This is a genomic window from Marinobacter changyiensis (genome assembly GCF_009193265.1).
In the GTDB taxonomy this organism is placed as follows: Bacteria; Pseudomonadota; Gammaproteobacteria; order Pseudomonadales; family Oleiphilaceae; genus Marinobacter; species Marinobacter changyiensis.
The window spans coordinates 56,068-68,800 of record NZ_VZZZ01000005.1; the positions used below are offsets into that span (position 1 = coordinate 56,068).

11 protein-coding genes are annotated in these 12,733 nt (G+C 57.8%); 2 read left to right on the forward strand and 9 right to left on the reverse strand.

Annotated elements, in window-relative coordinates:
• Positions 1-28: 28 nt before the first annotated feature.
• The 9 genes from F6Y09_RS13715 to flhA all read right to left on the reverse strand — a co-directional run bounded on the left by F6Y09_RS13715 (position 29) and on the right by flhA (position 10,584).
• Positions 29-769 carry a flagellar motor protein gene (locus F6Y09_RS13715; RefSeq protein ID WP_152207509.1) on the reverse strand — a complete coding sequence of 247 codons (741 nt, stop codon included), beginning with the start codon at positions 767-769 and terminating at the stop codon, positions 29-31.
• A complete protein-coding gene (locus F6Y09_RS13720; RefSeq protein ID WP_152207510.1) occupies positions 769-1,914 on the reverse strand; it encodes a protein-glutamate methylesterase/protein-glutamine glutaminase in 1,146 nt (381 codons plus the stop codon). Before F6Y09_RS13720 ends, F6Y09_RS13715 begins: the two co-directional genes overlap by 1 nt.
• A gap of 35 nt (positions 1,915-1,949) precedes the next feature.
• On the reverse strand, positions 1,950-4,082 hold the full coding sequence (locus tag F6Y09_RS13725) for a chemotaxis protein CheA (RefSeq protein WP_152207511.1): 2,133 nt from the start codon (positions 4,080-4,082) through the stop codon (positions 1,950-1,952).
• Between the two features lie 14 nt (positions 4,083-4,096).
• Positions 4,097-4,885: a protein phosphatase CheZ gene (locus tag F6Y09_RS13730; RefSeq protein ID WP_152207512.1), complete on the reverse strand. Its 789-nt coding sequence runs from the start codon at positions 4,883-4,885 to the stop codon at positions 4,097-4,099.
• A gap of 20 nt (positions 4,886-4,905) precedes the next feature.
• Positions 4,906-5,289 (reverse strand): chemotaxis response regulator CheY, encoded by a 384-nt coding sequence (cheY, locus tag F6Y09_RS13735; RefSeq protein ID WP_152207513.1) that lies wholly within the window; start codon positions 5,287-5,289, stop codon positions 4,906-4,908.
• Between the two features lie 162 nt (positions 5,290-5,451).
• Positions 5,452-6,192, reverse strand: coding sequence for an RNA polymerase sigma factor FliA (locus F6Y09_RS13740; protein WP_152207514.1), 741 nt, complete (start codon positions 6,190-6,192; stop codon positions 5,452-5,454).
• A gap of 8 nt (positions 6,193-6,200) precedes the next feature.
• Positions 6,201-7,013: a MinD/ParA family protein gene (locus F6Y09_RS13745; RefSeq protein ID WP_152207515.1), complete on the reverse strand. Its 813-nt coding sequence runs from the start codon at positions 7,011-7,013 to the stop codon at positions 6,201-6,203.
• Positions 7,014-7,080: 67 nt separating this feature from the next.
• Positions 7,081-8,361, reverse strand: coding sequence for a flagellar biosynthesis GTPase FlhF (gene flhF, locus F6Y09_RS13750; protein WP_152207516.1), 1,281 nt, complete (start codon positions 8,359-8,361; stop codon positions 7,081-7,083).
• A 60-nt stretch (positions 8,362-8,421) separates the two neighbouring features.
• Positions 8,422-10,584, reverse strand: coding sequence for a flagellar biosynthesis protein FlhA (flhA, locus tag F6Y09_RS13755; RefSeq protein WP_152207517.1), 2,163 nt, complete (start codon positions 10,582-10,584; stop codon positions 8,422-8,424).
• 209 nt (positions 10,585-10,793) lie between these two features.
• Here flhA and upp point away from each other — a divergent pair, with 209 nt between their 5' ends.
• Together upp and F6Y09_RS13765 are read left to right on the forward strand one after the other, a co-directional pair.
• Positions 10,794-11,432: a uracil phosphoribosyltransferase gene (gene upp / locus F6Y09_RS13760; RefSeq protein WP_152207518.1), complete on the forward strand. Its 639-nt coding sequence runs from the start codon at positions 10,794-10,796 to the stop codon at positions 11,430-11,432.
• A 2-nt stretch (positions 11,433-11,434) separates the two neighbouring features.
• On the forward strand, positions 11,435-12,706 hold the full coding sequence (locus tag F6Y09_RS13765; RefSeq protein WP_152207519.1) for a uracil-xanthine permease family protein: 1,272 nt from the start codon (positions 11,435-11,437) through the stop codon (positions 12,704-12,706).
• Positions 12,707-12,733 lie beyond the last annotated feature (27 nt).

The window sequence follows — 12,733 nt, forward strand, 5'->3', positions numbered from 1 at the left end:
CCCGTTCCGTTGTCGATTCCCTGGAGCATCAGTGCAGGAAACCACGCAGGCGCAACTCAATGGAACGTGGATTTTCGCCTTCCGCAATGGCAATCAGGCCGTCAATCATCATGTCTTCATAACGGGAGCGCACCCTGACCAGGCCCCGAAGTTTATTGGCTACGGGGAAGAACAACAGGTTGGCCAGCGCGACGCCGTAGATGGTGGCGACAAACGCCGTGGCGATGCCACTGCCGAGACTGGCCGGGTCTTCAAGATTGGTCATCACCTGGATCAGTCCCATCACCGCCCCGATAATGCCAATTGTGGGCGAATAGCCACCCATGGCCTCGAAGACCCGGGCGGCATCAAGGTCCCGCTGTTCCCGGGAATCCAGATCGACCTCCATGATACTGCGTATCGACTCCGGTTCGGCGCCATCCACCAGCAGTTGCAGGCCCTTTCTCGCGAAGCGTTCCGGCTCTCGCTCCGCCAGACCTTCCAGCCCAAGCAAGCCCTGTTTCCGGGCTTTAACGCTCCAGTCGATAACCTTGCCAATGCCATCCTCAAGGCCCACATAGGGCGGCAGGAAGACCCAGCGCATCTGCGCAAACGCAAGGCGAAGCACCGGCCAGGAGGTCTGGAGTGAGGTAGCCGCCAGAGTACCGCCGATGACGATGAGTGCCGCTGGGCCGTTAAACAGTGATCCGAGGGCGCCACCTTCCAGAAGGTTGCCGCCCAGAATGGCCGCGAAAGCCAGAATGATGCCAAGCAGACTCAGGATATCCATCAGCTGACGCCTTCCACCAGCCGCTTGCCAATTTCCTGCAGAGGAAGCACTTCATCGGAAAGCCCCGCCCTGGCTACCGCCATCGGCATACCGTAGATGACGGACGTTTTTTCATCCTGGGACCAGACCACGGAGCCGGATTCCTTCATCATCCGGCAGCCCTCTTTACCGTCCGCTCCCATGCCCGTCAATATAACGCCGAGGGTCTTGCCGGGAAAACTGCGAGCCAGGGAGCCAAACGTGACATCAGCACAGGGCTTGTAATTGAGCCGTTCGTCACCGGGCAAAATACGCACCCGGCCCTGGCCACCGCGGTTTTCGATCATCATCTGTTTACCGCCAGGTGCCAGCAGGGCAAGCCCGGGCCTGAGCATATCGCCCTCCACAGCTTCCCGAACTTCGATCTGACAAAGCTTGTTGAGTCGATCCGCAAAGGCCGGAGTGAAGCTCGCGGGCATGTGCTGGACCAGAACCAGGGGGGACGGGAAATTCGATGGCAACACCGTGAGCACCTTCTGCAAGGCAATGGGGCCACCCGTAGAGGTACCGATACTCACCACATCGTAATGCCGGGTTGGGGTCTTACGGTAACTGGGTCGAGCCGGTGCTTCCGGTGCTGGTGCGGCCGGTCTTGCGGCTGGACGAGGCGCCACCGGGCGGGCGGGCGTCGCCACTGCGGTAGTCGGGGTATTGGCAGTAGGCCCGGGCATGGCGCGCGCTACCGGCGCCGGGCGGTTGCTGCTGGGGCGACTGCGGGCCACATCCAGGATCCGGTCCCGAAGGATTTTCTGAAGCTCGCTGCTGTCCTTTGCGATGTCCTCGAAATTCTTGGGCAGGAAGTCCACGGCGCCGGCTTCCAGCGCATCCAGGGTCACCCTGGCGCCATCATAGGTCAGCGAGGAAAACATCAGCACCGGAACCGGACGGGTTTTCATGATTTCCCGCACCGCCGAGATGCCATCCATGACCGGCATCTCGTAATCCATGGTGATCACATCAGGCCGCAGCTTTTCGGCCATCTCGACCCCTTCGCGGCCATTCGAGGCAACACCAATAACCTGTATGCCATCGGACGCATTGAGGATTTCAGTCAGTCGCTTGCGAAAAAAGCCTGAATCATCAACGACCAGTACAGAAACCGCCATGCTCGTCTCCTTCAGAGGAATGGACCGCTAACGCATCAACCGTAGCGCTGGAGCAGGCTGGGAACATCGAGAATCAGGGCAATCCGGCCGTCGCCGGTGATGGTTGCGCCGGCCATACCCGGTGTGCCCTGAAGGGCTCGGCCCAAGGGCTTGATCACTACTTCTTCCTGCCCAACCAGCTGATCTACCACAAACCCGACGCGCTTGGTGCCCATCGCGACAATCACCACATGACCGTCTGTCGGGGGTGGTGCTCCGGCGGCGCCTTTCACCAGCCATTGCTTGATATGGAACAGGGGAAATACCTTGTCCCGAACCACAATACATTCGCGGCCGTCCACGATGTTTTTCTTGCTGAGATCCAGGTGGAAAATTTCCACAACATTCACCAGCGGCAGCGCGAACGATTGCTCGCCCAGCTTGATCATCAGCGTTGGCATGATCGCCAGTGTCAACGGTACCTTGATGACGATGCGGGACCCTTTACCCAGTTCTGATTCGACATTGATCATGCCATTGAGCTGGCCGATCTTGGTTTTCACCACGTCCATGCCGACACCGCGACCGGATACGTCAGAGATCTGCTCTTTGGTCGAAAATCCGGCGGCGAAAATCAGGTTATAACATTCGGTTTTGGTAAGACGGTCTGCCGCCTCCTTATCGTAAATACCTTTCTCGACTGCTTTGCGCCGGAGGATTTCCGGATCCATACCGGCGCCGTCGTCCTCGATCACCAGCAGAATATGATCACCTTCCTGTTCCGCTGACAGCGTGACCAGGCCGACACGCGGCTTACCGGCTCTTTCCCGCACGTTCGGTGCTTCAATGCCATGATCCACGGAATTACGAACAAGGTGGACCAGGGGGTCAGAGAGCGCTTCGACCAGATTTTTATCGAGACCGGTGTCTTCCCCGTGCATCTCGAGATTGATTTCTTTCTTCAGGGTGCGGGCGAGGTCCCGGACGACTCTCGGGAACCGGCCAAATACCTTTTTGATTGGCTGCATGCGGGTCTGCATCACTGCAGCCTGCAAATCAGTGGTGACCACATCGAGGTTGGAAACCGCTTTTTGCATATGCTCGTCTTCACTTTCCGAGCCCAGACGCTGCAGGCGGTTGCGCACCAGTACCAGCTCACCCACCATGTTCATAATGTCATCAAGACGCTTGGTGTCGACGCGCACGGTCGTTTCGGCAGCAGCCGTTGAATCCCTGGCGGGCATTGCCGGGGCTGCTGCCGCCGGATTGTCACTCTCGGGTGTTTTACCTGACTGTGGCGAGGGCGTGGTGGCCACCTTCGATTCAGTTTTTTCGGCCGGCTTTGCAGCAGCCCCGCCGGCGTCTTGGGTGGGACTCTTGTCTTGGGTGGGATTCTTGCCTTTGCCGTGGAGCTGATCCAGCAGATTTTCAAATTCGTCGTCGGTAATCAAGTCGTCGCCACCGTTGGCAGGTGCACTGCCCTCCGGAGTTTCCGGCCTGGCGGCTTCGGACTTTTTATTTCCGTCCGCCGGGGCGCCTACCGGCCCGGAGAACTTGCCCTTGCCATGCAGGTTGTCCAGCAAGGCCTCAAACTCATCATCAGTAATCTCGTTACTGTCGCTGGCCGACGCCTCCTGGGAGGTGGTAGACGATAACTGGGCACTGTTGCCCCCGTCATCAAGCGCGTTCAGCAGGTCTTCGAATTCGTCATCGGTGATGTCGCCATGCTCGCCTGTGCCGGCTGTTTCCTCAACTGCCGGTGACACTGTGGCATCGGAGCTCACTGCAGGAGCTTGCGATGCGGGCAGCGCAAACCCATCAAGTGCCCGGATCAGCTCTGGTGGAGCAAACGTAAGCGCTTCCTTGTTGCGAACCTGGTCAAAAATAACGTTGACGTAATCCAGGGTTTCGAGCACCACATCCATTAATTCAGCGTCTACCCGACGCTTGTGATTACGCAGGGTATCGAACACGTTCTCGGCGGAGTGGCAACAGTTAACCAACGCTTCCAACTGCAGGAATCCTGCGCCACCCTTGACGGTATGGAAGCCCCTGAATATCGCGTTCAGGAGATTACTGTCGTCCGGGTTCTGTTCCAGATCAACCAGTTGCTCTGACAACTTCTCGAGTATCTCTCCAGCTTCTACCAAAAAGTCCTGAAGGATCTCTTCATCAGCGTCAAATGACATGCAACACCCTCACCTTAAAATCCGAGACTGGATAACAGATCGTCTACGTCGTCCTGTCCGGAAACTACGTCTGCGCGCTCTGCAGCTCGCATTTGTGGGCCCTCACCTTTCTCCGGGGAGGTCTGTTCCTGCTCTGTAAGCTCATGCACGGTGCCGGTCATCTGGTCAACGTGACTTGCCATCACCACCAGGCTGAGCAGGTGATTTTCAACTTCCTTGACCAGCGTGGTGACTTTCTGGATCACCTGGCCGGTCAGGTCCTGGAAATCCTGAGCCAGCAATATTTCAGACAGGCTGCCGTAGATGGCATCGGTGGCATCGGCCGTGGTGGCAAAGAACTGGTCAATCCGGACATAGAGCTCGCGGAACTCCGCCGGGCCAATCTCCCGACGACGTAACCGTTGCCAATCTTCCCGCAGTGCTTTTGCCTGGTCGCGCATTGCAATCACGCGGGGCATGGCCTCTTCAACCAGGTCCATGGTCCGGTTGGCCGCCTTGCTGGTCATCTGGACCACATATTCCAGGCGGTCGGAGGCATCTGCCATCTTCGACAGCGCTTCCTGCTGTTCCTGATTCTGGGGGTCTATCTGAAAGTTCCGAATGGCTTCGTGGAGGCTACGAGTGAGGCGGCCGACTTCCCGATACAGACTCTGGTCCCGAACCTCGCTGAGATCGCTGATCAGAGCCATGGCTTTGCCATAATCTCCGGCGTTCACCTGGTCCATCAGCTCGGCGGCCTGACTGCGAAGCTTTTCCGTTACCTCGGGATCAAGAGTTGTCTGATTCTTTTTAATTTTGCTCATGAGCGCGAGCCCGACCCCGTTTACTGAATGCGCTCGAAGATCTTTTCGATCTTTTCCTTCAGCACAGCCGCGGTGAATGGTTTGACCACATACCCGTTAACACCCGCTTGCGCGGCTGCCACGATCTGGTCTCGCTTGGCTTCTGCAGTCACCATCAGCACCGGCAGGGTTTTCAGGTTTTCGTCAGCCCGCACCTCCTTGAGGAGATCAATGCCCGACATGTTGGGCATGTTCCAGTCCGTCACCAGAAAGTCGTACTTGCCACTCTTCAACATCGGCAGTGCGGTGTTGCCATCATCGGCTTCATCGGTGTTGGTGAAGCCGAGATCACGTAACAGGTTTTTGATGATTCTGCGCATGGTGGAAAAATCGTCCACGATCAGGATTTTCATGTTCTTGTCCAAAAGGGACCTCCAGTAAATAAAGCCCGGAATTGAAATCAATTCCGGGCCCTGTCGCTCAGGACGCTGACCGTTTTGCCAGTCGAGCAGCCTGCCAGAATTACACCGCTCATTGTCTTGTCTGCCGCGCCGTTGTAAAGCAACGGTTACCAAAAACTACAGATCTCAGGCCTTGGGGTTGGACCAGTCCGATAACCTGGCCCGAAGCCGCAGCGCGGCCTGGCTATGAATCTGGCTGACCCGACTCTCACTGACCCCGATGATCGCGCCAATTTCTTTCAGGTTAAGCTCGTCCTGGTAATACAGACTCAGCACCAGTTTTTCCCGTTCGGGCAGTTCACTGATCGCCCCCGCCAGACTTTTGCGAAACGCATCCGAGGTAATGCCATCGAGAGGATTATCCGACGCCCCATGTTCTTCTATCGGCAGCTCGCCGGATTCATTGAGCTCATCAAGACTAAAAAGTTTGCCGCTGCTGGCATCGTTAAGACAGGCGTGATATTCGCTGAGCGACATTTCAAGCTCTTCCGCCACATCGGCGTCCTGTGCTTCGCGACCGGTTCGGTCCTCCACAACCTTGATGGCACCGGCCACACGACGGGCATTCCGGTGGACAGACCGTGGAACCCAGTCACCTTTGCGAATCTCATCCACGATCGATCCGCGAATACGGATACCGGCGTAGGTTTCGAACGAGGCGCCCTTGTCAGACTGAAATTTATTGGCAGCTTCGAGAAGGCCGATCATGCCGGCCTGCATAAGATCATCCAACTGCACCGAGGCGGGAAGACGCGCCAGCAGGTGCAACGCGATTTTTTTAACCAACGGAGCATGGGTTTCGACAAGTGCATCGGCTTGTCGGGCGCCAGTTTGGTTATAGATTCCCAGGCGTTTCGCCAACGTCATGTATCCAGTTAGACCTCTAAAAGGCGTTCTACGAAGAATTCGAGATGGCCCCGTGGCGAAGAGGGCAACGGCCAGCTGTCGACTTTTTCTGCCAGGGCCTTGATGGCGAGAGAGGCTTTGGCTCGTGGATAGACATCCATCACAGCGCGCTGGCGTTGAACGGCTTTTTTAACTGCCTCGTCGTAGGGCACCATGCCCACGTACTGCAGTGCAACATCCAGGAAGCGTTCGGTCACCCGAGTCAGTTTGCCGAACAGGTGTTTGCCTTCCTGCTCGTTCCGGACCTGGTTGGCAAGAATCCGGAAGCGACTAACGCCGTAATCCCGGTTCATCAGCTTGATCAGCGCGTAGGCGTCAGTAATGGACGTGGGCTCATCGCATACCACAAACAACAGTTCCTGGGAGGCCCTGAGGAAGCTGACCACAGACTCCGAGATGCCGGCAGCGGTATCGACGATCAACACGTCGATCTGGTCACCGATGTCACTGAAGGCGTTGATCAGTCCTGCATGTTCCATCGGCGTCAGCTGGGTCATCCGCTGGGTGCCAGACGACGCCGGAACGATCTTGATGCCGCCGGGACCGTCGACCAATACGTCGCGCAGGTCGCACTCACCGGCCAACACGTCCGCAAGGTTCCGGTTCGAGGTGATGCCCAGCAACACATCGATATTGGCCAGCCCAAGGTCGGCATCCAGCACGACGACCCGGCGTCCCATCTGGGACAGTGCAATAGCAAGATTGACCGACACGTTGCTTTTACCAACGCCGCCCTTTCCACCGGTGACGGCAATCACCTGAACCGCATGTGGTTTAGTCATACTGACTCTTGTCTCTGTGACTCGTTAAAACTGGTCGGTCATCGCTGCGCAATAACGCTTCCGCTTATTACGCACCTTCTGCCAGGGCCAGCTCTTTCTGAACAGTTTTTAAACGTTCGACCGCCAGCCTCACCAGCGGAATGGCCTCTGCGTGATGCAAATCCTGGGGGATTTTCTGGCCGTCCGTATAGTAAGCCAGCGGCAGACTCGTTTCCATGACGAAGCCAAGTGCTTCACCCAGGGTTAACGCTTCATCAATCTTGGTAATGACGCAACCGGCAAGCTTCGCCATCTTATAGCAATGCCACATGGATTTCATAATGCGCGCCTGGCTGGTGGCCGACACCACCAGATGCGACTTGATGCCATGACGGCTTTGGGCCAACTCCAGAAGCTGCTCCTGATAACCCCGGTCGGACTGGGTAAGGCCAGCGGTATCAATCAGAACCAGATGCCGGTCCGACAGCTCTTCAAGAATAGCGTCCAGGGAGTGACTTTCATCCACCACCCGCACCGGAACATTCAGAATGCGACCGAAGACAAACAATTGCTCGTGAGCCGCCACCCGATAGCGATCGGTTGTCACCAGGGCCAGAGAATCGGCGCCGTGCTTTAAAACATAGCGGGCTGCCATCTTTCCAATGGTGGTGGTTTTGCCCGAACCGGTGGGACCCACCAGGGCAAAGACCCCACCCTGCTCCAGCCACTCGGTTCTGGTGGTCTTGATACCGGCTGCCAGGGTTTTGAGGGACTGCTTCCAGCCCTCGTCCAGACGACTCTTGCCATGGCTTTTCGATAATGCCATCGCCAGGGGCCGGGCCAGGCCAAACTCTTCCAGGCGCTCGGTCAGCCGTTGCTGGGAAGCATCAGGTGCCTGGGTAAGTGGCACCGCAGCAGATCCCGTGTTAACCCTATCCCGTGTAGTAACCAGGTCCCGTAATGACGTGATTTCCGCTCGCATTTCCTCCAGCGCGCTATTCGCAAAGGCCTCTGCTGCCGGGCCCGATGACGCCTCAGCCTGGCTGACAGCCCCTTGATAGCGCTGACCTTCTGCTGCCCGTAGTTCACGAACGTCGCGAATACGGTCTCTGGAACGGCTCAATTCGTCTTCCAGGCGACGGTGATGATCCGCCTGCAGTTCCGCCAGCCGGGAACCATTGGTGGCTTCAATTGCCAGATCGCCGAGACGTTGACGCGCCATATTTTCGTCATAGTCGAGGGCCGTCACAATTTCGACACCCCCATCCACGCGCCGATTCGACAGGATGACCGCGTCCGCACCCATATCTTCGCGGACCCGTTTGAGAGCTTCAGCCATGGATGGCGCAAAGAATCGTTTTACTTTCATACTGTTTCATCCTCCCGGTGGCGGTGGTTAACTGCCGCCCCTGCCTGGCATCTCCGGCACTTACTGACCGACTGACGCCACAATCGTAATTTGTTTGTTATCCGGCACTTCCTGGTAAGAGAGCACATGCAAACGCTCGATCCCGAAACTGGCAAATTTCGCCAGCACCGGCCTGAGCGGCGCTGAAACCAGCAGTATTGCCGGCTTGCCGAGCATTTCCTGGCGTTGCGCGGTGTCCTGCAGCGATCGTTGCAGTTTCTCTACCATGCCTGGCTCCAATACCAGCCCGATGTCATCCTGAGCGCCGGATTGTTGACTCTGTTGCATGGACTTTAGCAATAACTGTTCCAACTCCGGATCGAGGGTTATGACCGGGATTTCGGATTCATTGCCGCAGATGCTCTGGATGATCATCCTGCGCAACGCCTGGCGCGCGGCCGTGGTGAGCATTTTGGCGTCCTGGCTCTTGGGATGGACATTGACGATAGCCTCCGCAATGGAGCGCATGTCGCGGATCGGGACCTCTTCCCGCAACAGATTCTGCAACACCTTCAGCAGCACACTGATGGACACCGTGGTGGGCACCAGCTCTTCTGTCAGCTTGGGTGACAGCTTTTCAAGCTGATCCAGCCACTTCTGGACCTCTTCGTGACCGAGTAATTCGTGGGCGTGCTTTTGCAGAATCTGGTTCAGATGGGTGGCCACCACCGTGCTGGCATCCACCACGGTGTAGCCCAGGGTCTGGGCCTGATCCTTTTTCTCCGGTTCGATCCAGCTGGCGTCCAGGCCGAATGCCGGGTCCTTGCCCTCGATCCCGTCGATCTTGCCAAACACCTGGCCCGGATCAATGGCCAGTTCCCGATCCGGATGGATCTCCGCTTCGGCAATGGTGACGCCCATCAGAGTGATGCGGTATACGTTGGGCATCAGATCCAGATTGTCGCGGATATGAACCGAGGGCATCAGGAATCCAAGGTCCTGGGACAGTTTTTTGCGCACGCCCTTGATACGGGTCAGCAGTTGCCCACCCTGGGATTTATCCACCAACGGGATCAGCCGGTAGCCGACTTCAAGCCCTACGATGTCCACAGTCGACACGTCATCCCAGCCCAGCTCCCGGGTTTCACCAGGCGCCGGGAGCGACTGACCTGGCTCAGCACCGCTGCGGGTTTCAGCTCCCGGTGGTGCTGGCGTGGCACCGCCACGCACCGGAAAAACATCGTCTTCTTCTACCGTTTGCAGCTGTTTTTTCCAGATCCAGTAGGCCAGCCCGGCGGACAAAGAACCGAGGCCCAGAAACGCCACGTGCGGCATGCCGGGAATCAAACCAAGAATCAGCAATATGGTGGCGGCAATAGCCAGCGCCCGGGGGGCGGTGAACATCTGTTCCAGGATCTGCCCGCCCATGTCCTGGCTGGAAGTGACCCGGGTCACCATGATCGCCGCGGAGGTAGACAGCAAAAGCGAGGGAATCTGCGCAACCAGGCCGTCACCGATGGTCAGTAGTGCGTAGTTTCGCATCGCGTCGGTGAACGTCAGATCATGCTGCAGCATGCCAATGGCGACACCGCCAAATATATTGATGGCGAGAATCAGCAGGCCAGCGACCGCATCGCCTTTTACGAACTTGCTGGCACCATCCATAGAACCGTAGAAATCCGCTTCCTGGGCAATTTCCGCGCGCCGGAACTTGGCTTCATCCTGGTTGATCAGGCCAGCGTTCAGGTCGGCGTCGATGGCCATCTGCTTGCCGGGCATTGCGTCCAGGGTGAACCGGGCGCTCACTTCCGACACCCTGCCGGCACCCTTGGTCACTACCAGGAAGTTGATGATCATCAGGATGGCAAACACCACCAGCCCGACCGCGTAGTTACCGCCTATCAGGACCTCCCCGAAGGATTCGATCACTTTACCGGCGGCGTCGCCGCCTTCATGGCCGTTGAGCAGGACTATTCGTGTGGAGGCTACGTTAAGCGCCAGTCGAAGCAGCGTGGCCACCAACAGCACGGTTGGAAAGGCGGCAAATTCCATCGGACGCAGGGCGTAAACACAGACCAGCAGAATGACAATGGACAGGGTGATATTGAAGGTGAACAGCACGTCGAGCAGGAACGCCGGCATCGGCAGAATCATCATCCCCAGCAGTGCCATCAGCATCACGGGAATGCCCAGATTTCCGGCTGTCAGGGATTTGACGTTGTTGAAGATTAAAGCTCGATCCATCTTCCGGTGCTCTCCGCGCAGTGCGCTCTGTAACGTTTGCCGGTCGGTTTTTTGACGCCTCAGGGCCTGATTACACCCGTATCGCAAGAACCGTACCAGGCTGACATACCGCCAAACCCACTTGCGCCCAGCGCTCTATTCCGGACCTGACGCCGCCTCGGAGATGCGGTATCCTTGCGTCCTTTTCTGACCGCAAAAATAGGTGAGCCATGCCGATCCACGAGGTAAAACACCCCCTGATCCGCCATAAACTGGGCCTGATGCGCCGGGCAGATATCAGCACGAAAAACTTCCGGGAACTGGCCCAGGAAATCGGTGCACTGCTGACCTACGAGGCCACCAAGGATTTCTTGCTGCAGCAAGAAACCATCATGGGCTGGGCCGGCCCGGTGACGGTTGAGCGCATCACCGGCAAGAAAGTCACGATTGTGCCGATACTCCGGGCCGGCATGGGCATGCTGGAAGGCGTTCTCACGCTGATTCCCGGCGCTCGCGTGAGCGTGGTAGGCCAGGTCCGGAACGAAGAAACCCTGGAAGCCAGCACCTATCTGGAAAAGCTGGTGGGCGAACTGGACCAACGCATGGCGATGATTGTCGACCCGATGCTGGCTACCGGCGGCTCGCTCATTTCGACCATTGAACTGTTAAAGAAAGCGGGCAGTACCGAAATACGCGCACTGGTTCTGGTAGCGGCGCCGGAGGGGATCAAAAAAGTGCTGGACGCCCACCCCGATGTCTCGATTTATACCGCGTCGGTGGATGATCGCCTCAATGAGAAGGGTTATATACTGCCTGGCCTGGGCGATGCCGGTGACAAGATTTTCGGCACCAAACAGAAGGACGTATAAGCATGCAGGACCCTACACAGGGCGCCGTCTGGCGTCAGGCACTGGCAGGTTCGCAGATGTTGTTGGTGGCTTTCGGGGCGCTGGTTCTGATGCCTCTGATCACCGGGCTCGACCCCAACGTGGCCCTGTTCACGGCAGGCCTGGGCACCCTGATGTTTCACATCGTCACCGGCGGACAGGTGCCGGTTTTCCTGGCGTCCTCGTTCGCCTTCATCGCGCCGGTGATTGCAGCCAAGGCCAAGTTTGGCCTGGAGGAAACCCTTGGCGGTCTGGCGGCGGCCGGGGTGCTCTATATGGTGCTGAGCGGCGCGGTCAGGCTCAAAGGCACAGGATTTATCAACCGGCTGCTACCGCCTGTGGTGATTGGCCCGGTGATTATGGTCATCGGCCTCAGCCTGGCACCGGTTGCGGTTCACATGGCCTCCGGCAGGGCCGGCGATGGCAGCGCGGAGCTGGTGCCCTACACTACCGCTATCGTGATTGCGATGATTTCACTGTTGGTCACCATCTTCGCAGCGGTCTGGGCCAAAGGTCTGTTCCGACTGGTACCCATCATGTTCGGTATTGGCGTCGGCTATGCGCTCTCCGCCTTTGCAGGCATTGTGGACACCAGCGCCATCGCGGAAGCAGCCTGGTTCTCGGTACCGAATTTCGTGGCGCCGGCATTCAGCTGGTCCGCCATCCTGTTTATGCTCCCGGTGGCCATTGCCCCTGCGATCGAGCACATCGGTGACGTCCTGGCGATCGGTAATGTGACCGGCAATAACTACATCAAAAAGCCCGGCCTGCATCGCACATTGCTGGGTGACGGCATTGCCACCAGCACCGCTGCCCTGCTGGGCGGACCGCCGAACACCACTTACTCGGAGGTTACCGGAGCGGTGATGCTGACTCGCAACTTTGATCCCAAGGTAATGATCTGGGCCGCTGTGATCGCCATTGTGCTGGCATTTGTCGGCAAGTTTGGTGCAGCCCTCCAAACCATCCCGGTCCCGGTTATTGGCGGCATTCTGTGCCTGCTGTTCGGGTCGATTGCCGTGGTGGGGCTGAACACACTGATTCGTCACCAGGTGGATTTTTCGGAACGGCGTAATCTGGTCATTGCCGGCGTAACTCTGGTGTTTGGTATCGGCGGTATGGCCATCGGTCAGATCGAGGGTATTGCGCTTTGTGGCCTGGTCGCTATTGGCCTGAACCTGATCCTGCCTGGCAGTAAAACCGCGGCCTGGGGCGAAGCGGCCACCGAAGAGGAGTCACTGGACAAGTCTTTCTGAGGAGCGGGTGGCCTGTTAGCAAAAGCC

What these genes read in the sequence shown, in the direction of transcription:
- F6Y09_RS13715 (WP_152207509.1), bottom strand. Translation starts at nt 769, where the DNA reads ATGGATATCCTGAGTCTGCTTGGCATCATTCTGGCTTTCGCGGCCATT.
- F6Y09_RS13720 (WP_152207510.1), bottom strand. Translation starts at nt 1,914, where the DNA reads ATGGCGGTTTCTGTACTGGTCGTTGATGATTCAGGCTTTTTTCGCAAG.
- F6Y09_RS13725 (WP_152207511.1), bottom strand. Translation starts at nt 4,082, where the DNA reads ATGTCATTTGACGCTGATGAAGAGATCCTTCAGGACTTTTTGGTAGAA.
- F6Y09_RS13730 (WP_152207512.1), bottom strand. Translation starts at nt 4,885, where the DNA reads ATGAGCAAAATTAAAAAGAATCAGACAACTCTTGATCCCGAGGTAACG.
- F6Y09_RS13740 (WP_152207514.1), bottom strand. Translation starts at nt 6,192, where the DNA reads ATGACGTTGGCGAAACGCCTGGGAATCTATAACCAAACTGGCGCCCGA.
- F6Y09_RS13745 (WP_152207515.1), bottom strand. Translation starts at nt 7,013, where the DNA reads ATGACTAAACCACATGCGGTTCAGGTGATTGCCGTCACCGGTGGAAAG.
- flhF (WP_152207516.1), bottom strand. Translation starts at nt 8,361, where the DNA reads ATGAAAGTAAAACGATTCTTTGCGCCATCCATGGCTGAAGCTCTCAAA.
- flhA (WP_152207517.1), bottom strand. Translation starts at nt 10,584, where the DNA reads ATGGATCGAGCTTTAATCTTCAACAACGTCAAATCCCTGACAGCCGGA.
- upp (WP_152207518.1), top strand. Translation starts at nt 10,794, where the DNA reads ATGCCGATCCACGAGGTAAAACACCCCCTGATCCGCCATAAACTGGGC.
- F6Y09_RS13765 (WP_152207519.1), top strand. Translation starts at nt 11,435, where the DNA reads ATGCAGGACCCTACACAGGGCGCCGTCTGGCGTCAGGCACTGGCAGGT.